The sequence below is a fragment of the Rhizobium sp. AC27/96 genome, assembly GCF_001692325.1.
In the GTDB taxonomy this organism is placed as follows: Bacteria; Pseudomonadota; Alphaproteobacteria; order Rhizobiales; family Rhizobiaceae; genus Rhizobium.
In genome coordinates this window covers 1-19,980 of the sequence record NZ_LXKN01000020.1, presented here as the reverse complement: position 1 = coordinate 19,980, position 19,980 = coordinate 1, and the positions used below count along the sequence as shown (strand labels likewise).

The 19,980-nt window shown below is 59.2% G+C and carries 16 protein-coding genes and 2 pseudogenes; 10 read left to right on the top strand and 8 right to left on the bottom strand.

Features of this window, described 5'->3' with window-relative positions; all coding sequences use genetic code 11:
* Positions 1-117 precede the first annotated feature (117 nt).
* Together A6U86_RS18840 and A6U86_RS18835 are read right to left on the bottom strand one after the other, a co-directional pair.
* The gene (locus tag A6U86_RS18840) at positions 118-1,173 is read right to left on the bottom strand and encodes a hypothetical protein (RefSeq protein ID WP_244510003.1); all 1,056 of its coding nucleotides are present in this window, start codon (positions 1,171-1,173) and stop codon (positions 118-120) included.
* Between the two features lie 248 nt (positions 1,174-1,421).
* Positions 1,422-2,297, bottom strand: a complete 876-nt coding sequence (locus A6U86_RS18835) for a helix-turn-helix transcriptional regulator (protein ID WP_068394298.1) — start codon at positions 2,295-2,297, stop codon at positions 1,422-1,424.
* A 112-nt stretch (positions 2,298-2,409) separates the two neighbouring features.
* On the opposite strand from A6U86_RS18835, the gene A6U86_RS18830 reads away from it, so the two are divergent.
* Entirely contained in the window at positions 2,410-3,855 is a 1,446-nt protein-coding gene (locus tag A6U86_RS18830) for an MFS transporter (protein ID WP_068394296.1), read from the top strand.
* Between the two features lie 99 nt (positions 3,856-3,954).
* Here A6U86_RS18830 and A6U86_RS18825 read toward each other — a convergent pair whose 3' ends face one another.
* Both A6U86_RS18825 and A6U86_RS18820 read right to left on the bottom strand, forming a co-directional pair.
* Positions 3,955-5,238, bottom strand: coding sequence for an MFS transporter (locus A6U86_RS18825; RefSeq protein ID WP_068394294.1), 1,284 nt, complete (start codon positions 5,236-5,238; stop codon positions 3,955-3,957).
* A 37-nt stretch (positions 5,239-5,275) separates the two neighbouring features.
* Entirely contained in the window at positions 5,276-6,997 is a 1,722-nt protein-coding gene (locus A6U86_RS18820; protein WP_068394292.1) for an IlvD/Edd family dehydratase, read from the bottom strand.
* Between the two features lie 124 nt (positions 6,998-7,121).
* On the opposite strand from A6U86_RS18820, the gene A6U86_RS18815 reads away from it, so the two are divergent.
* Positions 7,122-7,868, top strand: coding sequence for a FadR/GntR family transcriptional regulator (locus tag A6U86_RS18815; protein ID WP_083196903.1), 747 nt, complete (start codon positions 7,122-7,124; stop codon positions 7,866-7,868).
* 3 nt (positions 7,869-7,871) lie between these two features.
* Here the strand turns inward: A6U86_RS18815 and A6U86_RS18810 are convergent, their stop codons facing one another.
* On the bottom strand, positions 7,872-8,777 hold the full coding sequence (locus tag A6U86_RS18810) for a dihydrodipicolinate synthase family protein (protein WP_068394290.1): 906 nt from the start codon (positions 8,775-8,777) through the stop codon (positions 7,872-7,874).
* 11 nt (positions 8,778-8,788) lie between these two features.
* Positions 8,789-10,084, bottom strand: a complete 1,296-nt coding sequence (locus A6U86_RS18805) for an MFS transporter (protein WP_068394409.1) — start codon at positions 10,082-10,084, stop codon at positions 8,789-8,791.
* Between the two features lie 136 nt (positions 10,085-10,220).
* Here A6U86_RS18805 and A6U86_RS18800 point away from each other — a divergent pair, with 136 nt between their 5' ends.
* Entirely contained in the window at positions 10,221-10,931 is a 711-nt protein-coding gene (locus tag A6U86_RS18800) for a FadR/GntR family transcriptional regulator (RefSeq protein WP_068394288.1), read from the top strand.
* 140 nt (positions 10,932-11,071) lie between these two features.
* On the opposite strand, the pseudogene A6U86_RS34805 reads toward A6U86_RS18800, so the two are convergent.
* A pseudogene (locus A6U86_RS34805) lies at positions 11,072-12,013 on the bottom strand (IS630 family transposase).
* Between the two features lie 841 nt (positions 12,014-12,854).
* Here A6U86_RS34805 and A6U86_RS18790 point away from each other — a divergent pair.
* The 6 genes from A6U86_RS18790 to A6U86_RS18765 are packed head-to-tail and all read left to right on the top strand — an operon-like array spanning position 12,855 to position 18,519.
* On the top strand, positions 12,855-14,090 hold the full coding sequence (locus tag A6U86_RS18790) for an ABC transporter substrate-binding protein (protein WP_343287075.1): 1,236 nt from the start codon (positions 12,855-12,857) through the stop codon (positions 14,088-14,090).
* Positions 14,091-14,144: 54 nt separating this feature from the next.
* Entirely contained in the window at positions 14,145-15,014 is an 870-nt protein-coding gene (locus A6U86_RS18785) for a carbohydrate ABC transporter permease (RefSeq protein WP_068394284.1), read from the top strand.
* On the top strand, positions 15,004-15,813 hold the full coding sequence (locus A6U86_RS18780) for a carbohydrate ABC transporter permease (RefSeq protein WP_068394282.1): 810 nt from the start codon (positions 15,004-15,006) through the stop codon (positions 15,811-15,813). The genes A6U86_RS18785 and A6U86_RS18780 overlap by 11 nt, the downstream gene beginning before the upstream one ends.
* 17 nt (positions 15,814-15,830) lie before the next feature.
* Positions 15,831-16,580, top strand: coding sequence for a glycerophosphodiester phosphodiesterase family protein (locus A6U86_RS18775; RefSeq protein ID WP_068394280.1), 750 nt, complete (start codon positions 15,831-15,833; stop codon positions 16,578-16,580).
* Positions 16,577-17,617 (top strand): ABC transporter ATP-binding protein, encoded by a 1,041-nt coding sequence (locus A6U86_RS18770; RefSeq protein WP_068394272.1) that lies wholly within the window; start codon positions 16,577-16,579, stop codon positions 17,615-17,617. Before A6U86_RS18775 ends, A6U86_RS18770 begins: the two co-directional genes overlap by 4 nt.
* The gene (locus A6U86_RS18765) at positions 17,614-18,519 is read left to right on the top strand and encodes a MurR/RpiR family transcriptional regulator (RefSeq protein ID WP_309559778.1); all 906 of its coding nucleotides are present in this window, start codon (positions 17,614-17,616) and stop codon (positions 18,517-18,519) included. The genes A6U86_RS18770 and A6U86_RS18765 overlap by 4 nt, the downstream gene beginning before the upstream one ends.
* A gap of 259 nt (positions 18,520-18,778) precedes the next feature.
* Here the strand turns inward: A6U86_RS18765 and A6U86_RS18760 are convergent.
* A pseudogene (locus tag A6U86_RS18760) lies at positions 18,779-18,937 on the bottom strand (Tn3 family transposase); the annotation flags it as partial.
* Positions 18,938-19,119: 182 nt separating this feature from the next.
* Between A6U86_RS18760 and A6U86_RS18755 the strand changes: the two are divergent.
* Positions 19,120-19,524, top strand: coding sequence for a hypothetical protein (locus tag A6U86_RS18755; RefSeq protein WP_068394266.1), 405 nt, complete (start codon positions 19,120-19,122; stop codon positions 19,522-19,524).
* The last annotated feature ends 456 nt before the right edge of the window (positions 19,525-19,980 follow it).

Sequence of the window (19,980 nt, the reverse complement as noted above, 5' to 3'; positions counted from 1 at the left end):
AGCTCGCGTGGGATGGGGGCACACGTCAGTGCCCCCACGATACATAGCAGCCGCAGGCCCGCAGACCCTGCTTCTTCCCGCGCTCGCGGCGATGGCCGCCGCCCTATTGGTCCGCCGTCACTTCCAGCTGCTATAGTCGGAAGCGGTGCACCCAAACGGCGCCCGCTGATCGCCGAAGCGCTTCTTCAGCTGGTCGCAACCCCAGCGGTTGACGGATTCCGGCATCATATTGTTGATGTCCATGGCGGGAGACGTAAATTGCGACGTTGCGCTGGTCACATACCAAAGCCAGTAGCCAAAAATACCGCCGATGATCAGCAGTATGACGAGAAGGGCCGCTGCGAGCCGCGCCTTGATGGACCACCCCTTCTTTCCCTGCACGACGAGCCCCGGCCGAGAATCGCCCAACTCGGCAGCCAGCGGTGCGAGTGCCGCCGTGCGCTCCTCCGGCGTCATCTCGATCCGCTCCAGCCGCTCATCCAGCAGCACCGGGAGCGCCGTGTTCCCATGCCAGACGGCAAGCCCGACTGCCTTGCCGCCATTTTCGCCGACGATCAGAGGCTCCTGCCCCGGCTCGAAATGCGTATGGCCTGCTCGCCCGGTCTTTCTTCCACCTATCTTGTCCGCATAGGTCACCGACAAGCGCTGGCGTCGCCGATCGAATCCCGTGATTTCCACCGGCACCGGCTCGAGCCGGGCTGGCTCGCGCAATTGCCCGCGAACACGCCAGACGCGCAGGATCAGGAAAATCATCGCAAGGCAGGTACCCCCAAGAAGGGCGACAAACACGGCGAGCGTTATGATCCGGTTCCAGAGCATATCCAGCCCGAGGCTCAGGGTGGCCAAGTCCGGGTGATCACCGGAAATGACGAGATTCGTGTCGTAATCTCCGGAATGGATGTCGACGAACATGATCTCGACATCCTTGTCATAGCTCTGACCCTTATAGGTATAGTTGAGATGGGCAGAGCAGTTGGTAAAGAAGCCCTTTCTCGTCGAGCATTTTCCATCGCGGATATCGCCGCTATCGAGCACGACGGGGTTCTGGTTGATCGTCCAATCCCTCAAGATGCCCGGTGTTTCGGAGATCGCCAAAAAAGCAGTGAGGGCGATGAGGACCGGCAACGAGAAAAAGCTGGCTTTCGGCGTGGAGATGACGCCCTGAGAAAGCATGAGAGCTCTCTGCGGAAGCTGAATATTGGGGAATGTCATTGTCTGCCTGAGACTCCGAGTGGTTGCGGTAGGCGTCCGCAGAGCAAGGGGCGAAGCCTGAGCCTCGCAAGATCCTGGGGGTTCAACGTCGCGCCCGTGTTTACAGCGCCGAAAATAGCGGCCCTGCCTCAAGGTTCAATACCCGGTTGCAGAAGATCCACCAACTTCGCGCCACGGGCAATCGCCCCCAGGCCGCTCAGCTCTATCTCTCAGCAGGCCCGCTTGCGCTTCATCATCGCTTTCAGCGCCTCGGCGCCGGCATCGTCAACGGGCATGTAGACGATCATGCGCTCGTCATTGCTTGGGCTTGCCCACCAATTGTTGGATTGAAGCGCAAGGATCGTGCCGTCCGCCAGGCGGAAGCGCTTCACCACATTCTCGATAGCCTTGAGCTGGTAGCGATCCCATACGATGCGGAATTGATCGGAAACGCTCATATAGCGCTCCAGCTGCAGCTCCCAGGACGGATCGTCGCGATGCTCGGCCATCGACGCCCGGAAAAGCGCGGCCATGCTCGCCAGCACTTCGTCGGGATCGGCCTGGCTCGCGCGCCACGCAGGATTGACCAGCGACAGATAGATACAGTTGCGATCCTCCAGCGGGAGGGCATTGAGGTCAACGCCAACGAGCCGGCGGTAGGCCTCGTTGAAGCCGCGAATATTGTAACGTTTCGTCTGGATGACGGCAGGATAGGGACAGAGCTGGTCAAGAATGCGCTGGCTTGCCGGGGTGAGCGGTTCACAGACCCGCGGATTATCAAGCCGGGCCGGAACGGGCAGGCCAGCCAGCCGGAACAGGTGCTCCGTTTCGAATACGTTGAATTCCAGCGCATGAGCAACGGCAAAGAGCACGCGCGGCGATACGCGGATCTCTCGGCCCTGTTCGAGCTTCGTGTACCAGGTGATGCCGATATCTGCGCGCGCCGCCACTTCTTCCCGCCGCAATCCCGGCGTACGAATCCGGCCGACGCGGCCAATGCCGAGACGCTTGGGGTCGAGCGCTTCGCGTTTCCGACGCAACATCTCGCCAAGTTCCTGCGCCCGTGACGGCAGGTGATTGGCGGATATATCGAGCGTACCGTGCATTTCCAGTCTCCAGCCTGACACTGCTTATACCAGTCTAAATAGAGGGCTTGTACCAGTTTAGCATAGGTATAGAAGCCTGTGGACTCTGTTTCGGAAACGCATTGAGGTCCCCATGTCATCCGCACCAATCCGGCTCGGCCAAGTCGGCCTGATGATCCTGCTCGCCGGGCAATTGCTGCTGCAGCTCGATTTTTCCATCATCAACGTGGGCCTGGCAGCGATCGCGGTATCGCTGAAGGCCGGTGAAACCGAACTCGAACTCTTTGTTTCAGCCTATGGCGTTGCCTTCGCGATCTGCCTGGCGATGGGCGCGCGTCTCGGCGACAATTTCGGCCGCCGGCGCATGTTCGGTGTGGCCGTCCTGATGTTCTGCCTTGCCTCACTGCTCTGCGGCGTGGCGACATCCGTTACCTTCCTCATTATCGCGCGTGCGCTGCAGGGATTTGCCGCCGCGCTCATGGTGCCGCAGGTGCTGGCAACGATCCATGTCAGCCTGAGCGGACGTGACCATGCCCGCGCCGTTGCGCTCTATGGCGCAATCGGCGGTATTGCCTTCATTGTCGGCCAGGTTCTCGGCGGTTTCCTGATATCGGCCGATATTGCCGGTTCCGGCTGGCGCAGCATCTTCCTCATCAACCTGCCGATCTGCATCCTGATCCTGGTGAGCATGTGGCGCTACGTCCCCGAAACGCGCGGCCACCGCAAGGTGCCGGTTGACTGGTCGGGCATGGTGACATTGGCGCTGCTGACGCTCTCCGTGCTGGTGCCGACGGCGCTCGGCCCCTCCCTCCATTGGAACTGGCTCTGCCTGCTCGGCTTCGTGCCGACCCTGCCGCTGGCAGCACTTCTATGGCGCATCCAGAGGGCCAAGGAGGAGCGTGGCGCCTTCCCGATTCTGCCGCCCTCCCTCACCCGCATCTCCAGCATGCGCTTCGGCGGTCTGATCGCGATCATCTTCTTCACCTCGTGGAGCGGCTTCATGTTCGTCATAGCGCTGACGCTGCAGGCAGGCGCCGGGTTGACGCCGCTGCAGTCCGGCAATGCCCTGATCGCGCTCGGCGCGTCCTATTTCGTCTCCGCCGTCTTTGTGACGCGCAAGCTTGCCGGCATGCGCCGCGAGGCCATGCTCGTCACCGGCTGCCTGATCCAGATGACGGGTCTTGTCCTGCTCATCGTGACACTGGACCTGGTGTGGCCACAGCCGAGCATCATCAACCTCATACCATCAACCGTTCTGATCGGCTTCGGCCAGGCATTGATCGTCAATTGCTTTTACCGGCTAGGACTTGCAGACGTGCCGCATGAACATGCCGGCGCCGGTAGCGCCATGCTCGCCACCATGCAGCAGGTTTCGCTTGGTCTGGGACCGGCGATCCTGGGCGCCGTGTTCGCGCAGGTTCTGCAATTTTCGAACCACTACCAGGCAGCTGGCATGACCGCGATTGCCGTCGAGCTCGTGCTGATGGTCATCCTGCTCGCAGCCACGCTCCGGCGGCTCGCCCGCGAACGTGCCCCGGCCGAAGAGATCGACGAGGCATTGATCGTGGCACCCGACTGAAAGCACCGATAGAATCGTAAAGGCTGGAGCATGGCGAGGCGCCCTGCTCCAGCCTTTCTTCATTCGCCTCGCCATTGGGCGTTCAATGGCTCACACTCATCAATTTCCGCTCGCGTCTCCGTTGCGGGCAATGGTGTGCTGAACGGCCAGAACCAGCACCGCCGTAATTGCCAGGCACAGTGCCAGGAAGAACATTGGCGCGGTGGCGCTCCCCGTCGCATCGCGGATCCACGGCACGACATTCTGGGCAACGAATCCGCCCAGGTTGCCGACCGAATTGATCGCTGCCAAACCGGCAGCAGCGCCAGCGCCTTTCAGAAATTTGGATGGAAGATTCCAGAAGACGGGCTGCCCCGCAAAGATGCCCGCGGCAGCCAGGCACAGGAATGCAAATTGCAGAGCGTGGTTGGTCAGGACCGCGGACGCGACCAGGCAGACAATTCCCACCACGGCAGGGCCAATAATATAGGCCGTTTGGGATTTGGATCGCGCCGCGGCGGTAGGAACGAAATAGAGGCCTATGGCAACCAGCACCCAGGGGATGATGTTCAGGAATCCATTCGACATGCTGTCGACGCCGAAGCTCTTCACGATAGTCGGCAGCCAGTAGCTCAGCCCGTATGCCGACAGGGGGAAACCGATGAAGCAGACGGACATGAGGATCACTCTGGCATCCAGCAGCGCCATCAGCGGATTTCGCCCGTGAGCATCGATGCCGGCATCTTCCGATGCCAAGCGCTGCGCCAGCCATTTCCTTTCGGGTTCGTTGAGAAAAGCCGCTTGCTCGGGTCTATCCGGCAATAGAAACAGTGTCGCAATTCCGGCAAGCACGGCAGGAATTCCAGTCGCGAGAAAGACCCACTCCCATCCGGCAAAGCCGAGCATGCCATCGAGGCTGAGAAGCGTCCCACCCAGCGGCGCGCCAACCGCATTGGCAACGGCACTGAAGATCATGAACAATCCGACCATCCTGCCCCTATGGTCGGAAGGATACCAGAGCGTCAGCAGATAAAGGACGCCGGGAAAGAAGCCCGCCTCACATGCGCCCAGCAGGAAACGCAGGATATAGAACATGGTCGCGTTCGCGGTGAAGGCGAGCGCGATGGTGACGATCCCCCACGACACCAGAATGCGGGCAAACCATTTGCTGGCGCCGAACCGGGTCAACAGAAGATTGCTCGGCACCTCGAAAATGAAATAACCGATAAAGAAAAGAGACGCACCCAGCCCATAGGCATATTCGCTGAGGCCGAGAGCATCGACCATCTGAAGCTTGGCGAAACTGACGTTCTGCCGGTCGATATAGGCAATGAGATAAAGAAAGCCCAGCCAGGGCATCAGCCGCCAAGTAATCTTGGCGACCAGTTCATTTTCGGAAACCATCGATCTCCTCCTTCTTATGGTTTTCAGTACGGATGAATTAGTGACTTTCGCGCGGCACCTTTGCGCCGCGTCCTCCAACCAGAAAGTCAAGATCCGCGCCGGTATCTGCCTGCATGACCGTCCTCACGTAGAGGCTCTGGTATCCGGATGTCATCGCCGGCGCCGGCTCCTTCCAGGCAGAACGCCGTCGTGCAAGCTCTTCTTCCGGCACCTCGAGAACGAGTGTGCGGGCATCAACATCGAGCGCAATGAAATCGCCCTGCTGGACGAGAGCCAGTGGACCGCCGGCGGCCGCTTCGGGGGAGACGTGAAGCACCACGGTCCCATAGGCCGTACCGCTCATTCTGCCGTCTGAGACGCGCACCATGTCGCGAACACCCTTCTCGAGCAGCTTACTTGGCAACGCCATGTTGCCGACTTCGGCCATGCCCGGATAGCCACGCGGGCCGGCGCCCTTCAGTACGAGAACAGAGTTCTCGTCGACATCGAGGTCGGGGTCGTCGATCCTGGCATGGAAGTCCTCGATGTTTTCGAAGACCACAGCCCTTCCGCGATGACGCATCAGATGCGGTGACGCGGCGGAGGGTTTCAGCACCGCGCCATCCGGAGCGAGATTGCCCTTGAGCACGGCAATGCCGCCGCTCTCGACGAGAGGGGTCGCCCTGGTTCGGATAACGTCGGGATTGTGATTGACGACGTCAGCGATATTCTCGCCGACGGTCATGCCTGAAACGGTGAGCGCGTCGAGGTTCAAAAGATCCTTGATCTCGGACATCACGACGGGGATGCCTCCGGCGTAACAGAAATCCTCCATCAGGTATTTTCCCGACGGCATAAGATCGACGATCGTCGGAACGTCGCGCCCGAGCCTGTCCCAATCCTGAAGCGAGAGATCGACGCCGATCCGTCCGGCGATGGCAAGCAGATGGACGACGGCATTGGTCGAACCGCCGACGGCACCGTTGATCTTGATGGCATTTTCAAACGCCGCTCTTGTGAGGATCTTCGAGAGACGCACATCCTCCTTGACCATGGCGACAGCGCGTCGACCCGTCATTCGGGCAAGCCGCGCGCGCCGGGCATCGACAGCAGGCCAGGCCGCGTTGGTGGGCAGGGCGACACCGAGGGCTTCCACCATCGAGGCCATGGTCGAGGCCGTCCCCATGGTCATACAGTGACCGGGAGAGCGTGACATGGCGCTTTCGGCCTCCATGAACTCCTGCCGGCTCATCGTACCTGCCCGCACCTCCTCGGAGAATTTCCATACATCCGTCCCCGAGCCGATCGGCTTGCCACGGAAATTGCCGTTCAGCATCGGCCCGCCGGAGATGACGATCGTCGGCAGGTCGCAGCTTGCGGCACCCATGAGCAGCGACGGCGTGGTCTTGTCGCATCCTGCCATCAGGATAACGCCATCCATCGGGTTGGCGCGGATCGCCTCCTCGACATCCATCGACGCCAGGTTGCGAAACAGCATGGCGGTCGGGCGGAGATTGGATTCGCCGCAGGAAAACACCGGAAACTCCAAAGGCAGGCCGCCGGCTTCCAGAACACCCGCCTTGATGTGGGTGACAAGCTCGCGGAAATGCGCGTTGCACGGCGTGAATTCCGAGAAGGTGTTGCAGATGCCGATGACGGGACGGCCGTCGAAGACGTCATCGGGCAGACCGCCATTCTTCATCCAGGACCGGTGTATGAACCCGTCCTTGTCCACCCCGCCAAACCAGGCCTGCGACCTGCGCTTCGGATCCTCGGACATGATAGCTCCTATTTGTATAATGATTTATATTTTTGTTATACAAATTAGCTGGACCCGTCAAGCGGCGCGGAACTTGTGACTACAGGCTGAAGAAGCTAGAGATGTCCTGATTTGGGGAGAGCGAATGGCCGGCATGAATTCAGGCGCCGACGAAACAAGCCTCGGCACGAGAGAGCGGTTCCACGACGCGGTCGTGCAGGCTCTTGGCAAGCGAATCGTCGGAGGTTCGCTTGCGGCCGGCGCCTCGATCGGCACCGAACAGGAGCTATGCGACCAGTTTGGAACGTCGCGCACCGTCATTCGCGAAGCCATCAAGATCCTGTCGGCCAAGGGCCTTCTCGACAGCCGCCCCAGAAGCGGCACCAGGGTCACCGATCATTCCGAATGGCATCTGCTGGATCCCCAGGTTCTCGCATGGCGGCTTGGGGCGATCGACGGCAGCGAAAGAGCGCGGCTCGACCTTTACGAGCTGCGTCAATCCTTCGAGCCGGCCGCCGCCGAACTCGCCGCCGCGCGGGCGACCCCGCAAACATTGCATAAGATGAAGCATGCATTGCTGGGCATGACGCTCGCCTCCAGCGCTGACGAAAAAATCGAGCATGACCTCGCATTTCATACCGCCATTCTGGCGGCCACCGGCAATGCCTTCTATCTCGCGCTGGGCTCATTGATTTCGGCCGGGCTGAAGCATGTCTTCAAGGTTAGCCTCGAGCAAACCGCGAAAGAGGACGAGCGCTGGATCCGCCGTCACCAGAATGTCTATGAAGCCATTGCCGAGGGCAACGGTCAGGCTGCGGCGGAACAGATGAAAAACCTCCTGCGCGAAGCCCAGGAGGTCCAGAAGCTGGAGCCACCGAAATCCGGCAGTTAAGCGCTACCGTATTTGCAGCATGCCGAGCGCCCTGGCATGCTGGACAATGAGGCTCTGGCCGAAATCCGTCGGGCGCATGGCGGGTGCGCGATCATGGACCGCCAGGCCGGCCCTTTCCGCGAAGAGGCGCTTGCCGTAGCACATCAGATGCTCGATCCCCTGCATGACGGTAACGGCGGATGGCAGCATGGCCCGGTAGGCCTCCTCGGCGCGGCTTTCGTCCTCAGCGCGAAAGGCATTGTATGCCCTGACCGCGTAGTCGATGAGATCTGGCGCAAGAATATAGCCGGCGCATCCGGCACGCAGCCCGTCCAGCAACTCCAGCCCGCCCCTGCCGTTGAAGACAGACATATCGGCGCCGACCGCATCCATCAAGGCCTTGACCTCCACCGCTGATCCTTCCGCCTTGAGCACGCGCACATTGGGATGCGCGTTGCGCAGTGCGGCAAGGTCCGGTCCCGTCAGCCCTCGCCCAAGAAAGGCGGGCGCGTTCTGGATTGCCACCGGCAGGGCCGTCGCATCGGCAACGCGACCGAAGAAGTCGATATATTCCTTAGCCCCGAAAGAACCGACCGGCGGCGGCTGAAGTATCACCCAGTCCGCCCCTGCCCGCTCCGCATGACGGACCTGCTCAATCTGTTCGGCAACCGATGTGCCGAAAATGGTGAAGGCGAGCGGAAGACGGCCGGCATTGTCCTCGGCAAGCCAATCCATCACGGTGCGCCGCTCATTGCCCGTCAGCTTGGATACTTCCGTGGCAAGCCCAAGCGCCGCCAGGCCATGGACGCCTTGGGCAATGCAGATGTCCGTCTGCCGTTTCATCGCCGCCCGGTCAAGCTTCTCGTCTCTGTCAAAGAAGGCATAGAGGATCGCGTGAATGCCGTGCAGTTTCTCAGGTTCGAATGTCATCCTTGGTAACCTCACTGTCTTGAAAGCCGAAGGGCCGGTGTCCCTGTCCGGACGATCGCGATGCCGAGCACGCCGCCCGCGATCAGAGCCGATGCCACCAGGGTCAGCGCGATGTCGTATGTTCCGGTCGAGTCCTTGATCCAGCCGATCACCGGGGGTAGCGCGAGGCCGGCAACGTTTGCCAGGGCATTGATCAACGCGATCGATATGGCGGCCGCGAGGCCGGAGACGAGTTCGGTCGTGACGGCCCAGAAGATCGGAATGACAGCCCAATTGAGCGCAACGGAAAGCACCAGCAACAGGTAGGAGAGGCGCGGGTCGCCGACATAGGTAGCACCCAGAAGGCATGCCCCCGCCAGCGCTAGCGGAAGTCCCAAATGGAAGGCCCGCTCGCCGGTCCGGTCGGAATGCCGGCTATTGAAGAACATGAAGACGCAGGCGGCAAGGAACGGCACGGCCGAAAGCAGGCTCACCGCCAAATTGCCGCCGCCGGAGAGGTTCTTGACGATCAACGGCATGAACAGGGTGATGCCGATCGTGCCAAAGGCCTGCAACAGCCAGAAGAAGGCGAGAAGCCAGACACGAATACTCGAGAAGGCAACACTCCAGGATGCGTGGTGGGATACCGGCGCTTCCGCCTCCTCGGCGGCGATCGTGCGCTCGAGACTATCCTGCTGCCCCGCCGTAAGCCAAGCCGCATCCTTTGGACGATCCGGCAGGAACTTCAGCACTGCAAAGCCCAACAGAACGGCTGGAATACCTTCGATCAGGAACACCCAGCGCCATCCCGAAAGACCGAGAGTACCATGGGCATTGAGCAGCAGGCCCGAAAGCGGCAGGCCGATGACCGATGCGAGCGCGGCGCCGATATAGAAGAAGGACATGGCGTTGGCGCGATCGCGCGATGGATACCATTTCGCAAGATAGTAGATGATTCCAGGCGTAAAGCCGGCTTCCGCCGCGCCGAGAAGAAGTCGCATGCCGTAGAGCTGGTGGGCGCTCGAAACAAACGCCATGCCCGCCGCGACGATCCCCCACGTGATCATGATGCGCGCAATCCAGCGGCGCGCACCGAAGCGGGTCAGGAGCACATTGCTCGGTATTTCGAAGACGATATAGGTCGCAAAGAATATGCCGGCCGCGAGCCCATACATCTGGCTCGTCAATCCAAGTTCGGCGTTCATACTGAGAGCGGCCACCGAAATGTTGGATCGGTCGATATAGGCAACGAGATAGAGCAGCATCAGAAACGGCAGAATGCGCAGATTGATGCGGCGAACCGCTTCCGTGTTGGTATCGAGATTCATTTTCCCCTCCCCGCCACCTTCGTGGCGTCCATCAAACATCATACCTTTAACATATGATGTTTGATGAGCAACATGCCATTTGCATTTATTCGCGCATTCTGATTGGTCTGCGTGGCGACTGAGGCGAGGAATCCGCATGACAAAACCGAACAGGACGATGGCACTTGTGGAGGCCCTTGGCGTCCGCATCGCCTCCGGGCAGATCGCTCCGGGCAGCTATCTTCCGTCCGAAACCGAGCTGGAGCATGAGTTCGGCGTCAGCCGCACGGTCGTGCGCGAGGCGGCGAAGATATTGTCGGCCAAAGGCCTGGTGACAGTCAGGCAGCGGACCGGCACGAGGGTCGAACCACGCGAAAATTGGCAGTGGCTGGATGCCGAGTTGATCGGGTGGCTGTCGAACGGGCGCATCTCCCATGCCGAACTGCTGGCATTTGCGGAAGTGCGCGAGATCGTCGAGCCCGGCGCCGTGGCATTGGCGGCCCTACGTGCCAGCACTGCTGAACGGGAAGCCATCATGGCCGCATACCGACGCATGGAGGAAAGCCAGCACGATCCGGTCGCAGCCGTTGCCGCGGACAAGGAATTTCACCTCTCCATATTGGCGGCCACGCATAATCCAGTACTGCAAAGTCTGCGCCAGGCGATTGAATCGATACTCGATGCCGTATTTCCCCATACGGTCGGGGCTTTCTCGTTCAATCTCGAAAACCACCATGCCGTGGCCCACGCGATCATGACGAAGGATGCAATGGCCGCTCGGGCCGCAATGGAAAATCTGCTGGGCGAAACCACCCGGTTTCTAGAGAACCTGCCGAAGCCGCCGATCAAGGATGCCACACTAGGCTGATATTGCCGGCTATCGCCATGACCTTCCTGATGACTATGAAGCCCCCGATCGAACGAGAGTGTGCGTGACAGGCTGTCACGTCAGAACAACCGTGCTGCGATGAAGGATAGGCTTGTTTGGTCACCTAGAGCAGATCCTGTTCAATCCGGGTCATATCCGGCGGCCCTGAAGTAGTTGGCGCATTCTGCCGGTGTGGAGCGGGGGGTCAAAGCACCGACTGCGTCCCACAGGGCATCGATCTTTCGCTCTGCCCGGCCTCGCTACATGGCTTTCAGTTTTGAGAATGCGTTCTCGATGGGATTAAAGTCGGGACTGTAGGGCGGCAGGAACATGAGTTTGGCGCCGGCACGCTCGCCGGCATCGCGAACTCCGGTTGTCTTGTGTGCCGGCAAGTTGTCCATAACGATGACGTCCCCGGCCTTAAGAGCCGGGACCGGCACTTGCTCGACGTAGGCGAGGAAGACGTTACCGTTCATTGCGCCATCGTAAACAAACGGTGCGGTCATTCCGGTGAGGCGCAGCGCTCCGGTAAAGGTCGTTGTTTTCCAATGCCCGTGCGGTACGCCAGCTCGGTAGCGCTCGCCTCGAAGCGCATGTCCACGCAGACGTGCCATCTTCATTGAGAGACCGGTTTCGTCGATGAAGATCAGCCTCTCCGGATCGAGATCGAGCTGACCATCAAACCAGATGCGCCGACGCTTCAGGACATCCGGCCGGTCTTGCTCCAATGCATGCGCGGACTTTTTTAAACGTCCATCCGCGTCCTCGCAGCCAAGCGCCAAGTGCACTCCGGCTGATCTTCACCTGCCGCTCGACGGACAAGCGCTCGACCATTTCATCGAGCGTCACGTCCTTACGGTCTTCGATCAGTGCCACGACGAATGCCTCGTGTGTATCCAGCGCTGACGTCGCCTCCAGCCTTGCGGTCGGGAGGTCGGCTCACCTTCCTTCGCTCTTGCGATCCAGCGGATCGCCGTCGAGATCCCAACTCCGAACCTGGCTGCGGCCTGTCGAGCAGACATCCCTGCCGCCGACGCTTTCAACACACGTAACCGAAGATCATCGCTCAATGCCTGCGCCATCATCCACCTCTTTGCTGTGGATGTTGCATCAGCTTCGGCTCCGCCAGTCACCTCACAATCGATTCATCGATCACAGGACCTGCTCTAGATGTTTGAATCCTAAGGCTAAGAGCCGCGGATCGTTATGCACATCTCACCGTTTCATTGCCCAAACCGCGTCAATCGGAAGGTCTCGTCGCGTAAAAGCTCTTAGCCCAGACGAGGCGCTTCGTCATGAAAACTGATAGAGGATCAGGTTGATACTAGCCGAACAGGCTTGGCAACTCTGACCCACGATTCACTTCGTGAGCGATCTGGTCGCAGAGGCTGCCACCCGTTTGCTCCGCGTACACTCCGATCTTGGTGAGCGACCATCGTCGAAACCGAAAACGACAGCTTCCGATTCAAGAACAGCTCAGCGCATGAACCCAAAATCGCAAAGGAGAAAAGTAGGAACTTGACCACCACCACCACCGACCCGAAACATACCTAAGAGGCGGGTCAATTCCCGGTGCAAATGCCGGGTCACTTCTCAGTGCAAATCAACAGTCTGTCTTCTGGAGCGACTGTACATACTACAGTGGAGCAGACAACTGCCCTGTTGAACGAGAAGGCGACACGTGCTTGGCCGCGTGGCAGGGCCAGTGGCCCACCCAAGAGCGAGATTGTTGAGGCCGCCGCAATGCGCAGCCGCGCGATGACGTCGGAAAAAAGTGCGTCCTTCTCGCCTCAACCGTGACATCCCGGTCACAAAACCTTCATAGGCCGTTCAACGATCTGTCGCACAAGGCCGTTACATCACTCCGCAGTGCAATCAAATTTGCAGATGGAGATATAAATGTCACCGATATTGCAGACGGTTTTGGCGACCGGAGTGGCCGTTTTCCTTAGTACAGTGGATGTAGCGAACGCCGCAACCACGGTGAAGTTTTGGCACACGTTCAGCAAGTCGCAGGGCGAGGCACTCAACAAGATCATCGACAAGTTCGAGGCGGCGAACCCAGACATCGACATCGAGGCCGAGTTTGTCGGCGACTATAACGACGTCGTCTCAAAGCTGCAGGCAGCAATTCCGGCACGCCGGGCACCCGACGCTGTCATCCTCGAAGTGACGCGTTACGGATTGTTCGCGAACAACAATATCCTCATAGACCTCGCGCCGTATTTCGACGCCGACCCGCTTAAGACTGATCTCTACGATTACGCACGTGAGGTCGGCGTTATCAATGGCAAGAACTTCATCGTTCCGTTCAACTCGTCAACGCCGGTTGTCTACATCAACAAGGATATCTTCGAGCGGGCCGGACTTTCCCCTGAAACGCCACTGAAGACGTTTGCCGACATCTCCGCGGCGGCGAAGACAATTTCAGATAAGCTCGGTTCTGAAGGCATTTCCGGCATCGCTGCGCCCGGCCAGTTTGCCCGCTGGGGCGTCGTCATGGCCAACGATAGCGAACTGGTCGATCCTGCCTCGGGAGCGATCTTGCTCGACAAGCCGAATACGATCGAAGCCTATCAGTGGATGGCCTCGCTGGTCCATGACCAGAAGGTTGCGTCCCCCGATGGTGTCACCGACGAGGACAAGGGACGCGACGCGTTCCTCGCCAAGAAGGTCGGGATCATGATGAACTCGACCGGCAATTACGGCGGGTCAAAGAAAGCTCTTGGCGACGCGCTCGCAGTTCGCCCAATGCCTTGCAACAAAACGTGCTCAGTTCCGATCGGCGGCGCCGGTATCGGCATTCTGGCCTCGTCGTCGAAAGATGTTCAAGCCGCCGCTTACAAGTTCATCAGCTTCGCGGCTTCGCCGGATGCCAACGCTTCGTGGTTTGCCGCGACGGGCTACATGCCGATAAACAAGAAGAGCGCAGACCTTCCTGTCGTGAAGGAAGCGCTGGCTACTCAGCTTGGCATCGACGTTGCAATCAACTCCCTACCCGTTGCCCACGGTCGGGCCCGGACGACTGTAGTCACCTGGATGCGCGCTACCGAATATAAGATGTGGGAAGCGATGGCCCTCGGTCAGCGGCCTGTAGATGAGGCCATGAAGGACTTCGCCCAGCAGACGCGGGACGAGGAAAAGCGGGTCAGCAACTAAAAACAGAAAGATGCCGGCACATGACCCGTCATGTCGCCGGCGCACTCAACAGCCATGCGCCTTATCCTCACACCTTATATGTTCGTTGCCCCGTTGATGATCTTCATCGCGGTGTTTACTTACGTTCCGATTTTCATGAGCCTAGACCTCAGTTTCCGGCAATGGAATTTTCTCTCGCCGGACATGCCATTCGTAGGTCTCCGCAATTACGAGCAGCTTCTATCGTCGCGCGACCTATGGAACTCCCTTCAGGTCACGGCGCTTTTCACGGCCCTCTCCGTTCCACTCCGCTTGGTGCTAGCCGTCTTCACCGCCAGTTACCTCGTCCGGGAAACTATGCCGTCTCGAATTCTTCGCGGCGCACTTTTCCTACCAGCGGTCACCTCTACAGTTTCTATTGGCGTGGTCTTCTCCTGGGTATTCGCCACGGACTACGGGATGATCAACGCGCTACTGGTGAAACTTAGACTAGACAAGGTCCAATGGCTGCAAGATCCGCATCTCGCGCTCTGGGTACTGATCTTCGTCAACACCTGGAGGCAGCTTGGATACGACATTGTCATCTACATTGCCGGTCTCCAGGCAATCCCGCAAGACCTGTACGATGCTGCATCGATCGACGGCGGACGACGGCTCCATATCTTCCGTCGCGTAACGCTACCGCTTGTGATGCCGACCACCTACTTTCTGCTCGTAATCTCGGTCATCGAGGCTTTCCAGGTATTTACCATTGTCAACGTCATGACGCATGGCGGCCCCGCAGGCGCAACGGACATGCTGGTCAATCTCCTCTTCGAGATCGGTTTCGGGCTTTTCGATATCGGGCGAGGCTCGGCACTTGCCGTGCTGCTGTTCATCCTGCTCGTCGCCCTCGCCTTCCTCAAGTCCTGCATTATCGGCCGCAAGGTGCACTATGAAGCCTGACAACCCCTTGTTCACAATAACCTCTCTCGTAATTGGATTGCTATTCCTTTCACCGGTGCTATATACGATCTGGATGTCGTTTCAGACGGTCGACGCCTATTACGCAGGCCATGCCAGCTTCACACTGGACAACTACACCAGGGCCGTGAGCGAGTTCAATTTCGCGCGCTACCTACTGAACAGCCTTATCGTCTCGGGTTTGGTGACACTGCTCGGTATTACACTGGCCACGATGGCGGCGTATGCCTTTGCGCGTTTCACCTTTGCCGGCGGGAACTTCTTATTCGGCGTGACCGTCGCAACGCTGATGATCCCCAGTCATATCAGCCTCATTCCCAATTATCTGACACTTGCGAAGGCCGGGCTGCTCGACACCTATGCCGGGCTGATCCTTCCGGCGATTTCAAACGGGTTCGCGGCGTTCTTTCTGCGGCAGTATATCCGAGGCATTCCGAAGTCGCTGGACGAGGCCGCCTACATGGACGGTGCGACACCGTTGAAAGTGCTCTGGCGGGTTATTGTGCCGCTGTCCCGACCGGCGATCGCCTCGATGGCGCTCTACATCTTCATGACGGAATGGAACAACTACATCTGGCCCCTCGTCGCAGTTGGCAAGGAGGACCTCTACACGCTGCAGATCGGCCTCGCTCGCCTCTACCGCATCAATCCCGGTGAAGGCCTGATCGACTGGCCACTCGTGATGGCGGCATCGACTATCACCATCCTGCCAGTTCTTTTGGGTTTCCTCCTAGTCGAGCGCCACCTCGTGCGAGGTATAACGCTCGGCGCCGTCAAGTAATCAAGGACAATAAGAGAATGACACGCATTGCATCCCACAGAGGCGGAACACTCGAATTCGGCGACAGCACACCGCGGGGATTCGCAGCGACTTCCCTGATGAAACTGGAGGAGGTCGAGTTCGACGTGCACCCAACGTCCGACGGAGGCATCGTTGTCCACCATGACGCCACGCTAGATGCTACGACGGACATAGCTGGCGAGATTGCGCAGATGACTTTGGATCAGGTCCGCGCGGCCACCATTCGCTACAGCGCAGGCGGTCACCCGCTTACTCTCGATGAGCTCTGCTCGATTTATGCCAACAGCCACGTCAACTTCCGTTGCGAGATCAAGCCCGGTGTCGATGGTATGCCGTACAAAGGCTTTGTCAGCCGCGTCGTCTCACTGCTGCAGAGCCGGTCGATGCTCGAACGCACGACGTTCTCTTCGTTTCTGCTCCGCTCCATGGACGACATCGCCGTGGCTACAAATCGGCCATCGCTGTGGCTTGTCAGTCCCCCGGTTCTCAGACAGCTTGGGCAGGACGCCGTCATCGAGCTCTCCAAGGCTCACGGCATTCGCGAGATAGGCGTTCATATCGACACGGCGGAAGCCGCGTTGAAAAAGGCGTTGCTCGACGCGGGCGTCGAATTTGGCTGTTGGGCTGCCCACACGACGAGGCAGATAGAGAAGGCGCTGAAACTTGGTGTTAAGGTGTTCACAACCGACCGGCCGTCGCTTGCGATTGCGATCCGGGAGACATTCCGGGCCGGAGGCGCACGATGAGCGGCATTTCCCTGCGTGATATCCGGAAATCCTATCCGAACGGCCCACGCGTACTGCACGGTGTATCTATGGATATCCAGCCCGGCGAATTTGTTGTCATCGTCGGCCCGTCAGGCTGTGGCAAGTCGACCTTGCTTCGTCTCATCGCCGGCCTAGACCGCTGCGAGGAAGGCGACATCGAAATCTCAGGACGGCGTGCCAACGACCTAGCACCGCGGGACCGCGACATTGCGATGATTTTTCAAAACTACGCGCTCTACCCACACATGACGGTTCGCGAGAACATCGCGTTCGGGCTGGAATTGCGCGGCATCAAGAAGGCAGAGCGCACTGCGAAAGCGGAAGCCGTCGCCAGAACGCTGCAGCTCGACAAATTTCTCGACAGGAAGCCCGGAGCGCTCTCCGGCGGCCAGCGCCAGCGCGTCGCCATGGGACGGGCGATGGCACGCGATACCTCCATCTTCCTGATGGACGAACCGCTGTCCAACCTCGACAACTCGCTCAGAGTAACGATGCGAACCGAGATCAAAGAGTTGCACAGGCAGCTCAACGCTACAACTGTCTATGTCACGCACGATCAGACAGAAGCGTTGTCGATGGCCGACCGTGTCGCGGTCATGAAGGACGGTCATCTACTTCAGTTCGACCGACCAGAGGTCATCTATGACAGACCACGAAACCGCTTTGTCGCAAGCTTCTTGGGCGTGCCACCCATCAACCTTGTGCCGGCCTCGGCGGTGCCGGGATGGGGAGGTCCCGGCGGTTTGACGGCCGGGCTTCGACCCGAGATTCTGTCTCTGCACACGCACAAACCGGACCACCCGGCCTTGCCTGGCCGCATCGTGTTGTCGGAACTCACTGGGTCGGATGTGCTACTTCACTGCGAGACGTCCGCTGGCAGGTTGACGGTCTCCACACCTCGCAGGCAAGGTGTTCCGGCCGACGGCAACGCGTGGGTCTCGTTCGATATGGAACGCGCATTGTATTTCGACGAGAGCGGCGAGCGTGTTGATCTCGCTCGGCGTGGGCCGCAATGATGGAGAGACACGGAACTTTGACAAACAGTCAGGACACGGCACCTTTAGCGCTCAGTGATTTGATCAGCAGGCATTCCACCCGCCTCACTGAGGCAGACATGCGACTGCTCGACGTTCTTGTACGAGCTCCAATGCGCGGAGCCATGGAGAACGGCAAGGACGTGTCCGCGCGCGCGGGCGTGCATCCGGCATCGGCCGTTCGGCTTGCCCGCCGCCTCGGGTTCAAGGGCTATCCAGAGTTTAGAGCGTTTCTGCAGGCCAGCCTGACTGAAGGTGGCACTGACTACGAGAGTTCAGCCGCCCGCGTAGCGGCCCGACTCGTTCGCGCGCAGGAAGGCGGGGTCCTCGCCTCTCTTATCGACAGCGAGATCACGGCGCTCAGCAGTATCCGCACGTCGGTTTTGGACAGTGATATCCGCGCATTTTCGGAGTGCCTGCGCGACTCCCGGCGTATCTTTATTCTGGGTCGTGGTCATTCGGCTGCCCTGTCAGCGCTGATAGCTCTTAGACTCATACGATCGGGCTATGAAGCGATAGACTTGGGCGGCTCGATGCACCAACTGCCGGAGGTCTTAAATAGCCTTGGCAAGAATGACGTGGTGTGGCTGATTGCCTTCCGCCGGGCACCCTCCCTCATCCACGAGGTCCGCCAGATCGCTGCAAAAAAGGGCGCGAAGACCCTTGCGATCACCGATTTTGGAGCGGCCCGCATTCAGCCTGCGCCCGAGCACCAGATCGTGGCGTCGCGGGGCGCGCCAGGCGAATCCCAGTCGCTCGTGGTTCCTATGACCATCGCCAACGCTGTAATCCTTGACCTTGCCGCGATCGACGACGGAAGGTCGCTGCGTTCGCTCGGTGAGTTTCGGGACTTTCGGACAGCACTATCATCGAACGTGTCGTGAGCAGTGCCTCATTGCTGCATAGCCGATCGGACCTGGCAAGTACGACAAATCAATGCGATCGATCGAGGCGGTTCAACACCGTTAAATTGGCAGCATGGACAACGGCGGGTCATCATCTACTTCGCGAGCTTATACGAGGGCGTCGCGTTGGTTTCCCGCTGAACAACGCTTCGCGTGAACGATAAGAGAACACTTAGGCCGCTTGCGCTCCGTCCGAGATGGCAAGCATTTTCCGGGAACTGCTTTTCTCAGCCTGTCGCCAGAGGAAGTCACCTGAGAAAGCGATGTACTCCCTTCCGACCGGAGAAGTATGCGCCATCATCGCATCGTCGACGACCTTTCCGGCCGAACGTAGATGCGCAAGTGCGTCGGCCAAATAGATCGAGTTCCAGTAAACGATCACGGCGATGACGAGGTTATCCTCGGGCGCCAACTATGCCTTCACCGACCCGTTCTCGGCCTATGGCTCGGTTGAATAGTCTGGCGGCCGTGGCCGTGATCTGACGGGAAAGATCGGTTTGTCTCTCCGCTTTTAGCAAGCTTTTACCTGTCAGCGCGAAGGGTCGCCCCGCTCGCGCCGCCGATCTGTTCGAGCAATCAATGGCGGCGATGCATGCCGTCCGAAATGAGCACGTCAAAGGGATCTCAATGCAAAAAGGGAATATGAAGCTTCCTGCCGCAGACGTATTGCGCAAGCATCTTGAAGATGGAATGAACAGATACCAAATCGCGGCTCTTTACGATTGCCGCCTGAACACTGTGCGGCAGAGGCTGAAGCGAGCTGGACTGATCGCCGGAAGACGTAAGGCAACGCCAACAGATCAAGGCGCGGCGGCCAGTAAGGCAAAGAATGACGGCCGTAGAGTGGGCGGCCGCGGGATAGAGGTCGAGGACGATCATCTGGTGCTGACCCGTGTCGTGACCGCTGGTGATACCGGCGGAACCGCCGTCAAGCGCATTTCGCTGCCCTTCAACAGCATGCATGCTGCCAAGTTGCGGGAGTGATTGAGGCTGCCGGCCAAGGAAAAATGGCTCTGCCAACTCGCTGAAAGCAGAGCCATTCTTAGGAATATTCCGTTACACGTACAGGGGCAGTCAGATAGGGGCCTTTTGCTCCTGCGCCGACAGAAATAGTCGAGAAACAAGTAAGGCCATATTATCATTTGGCAGTGGGTACCCGACTAATTGTCTTGGACCTGGACACGCAAAAAAAGCTCTGCCTTCGGGGAAGAGCAGAGCCAAAAGTGGGAACTTAACGTCATCAAAGCAGGCGCTGGCTAGGAAACTTGGCTTGCACCTGCGCTGATGACCGTAGTCTGACACGATCTGTTATTGCAGTGCCATTTGGCGGCACATCGAACACTGAACCGCGCCGGGTTTGCCGGAGGCTCCAACTTCTGAGAAAGTGGAGCCGATATGAGCAAGACAACGAACAAGTTTTCACCTGAAGTCCGCGAACGT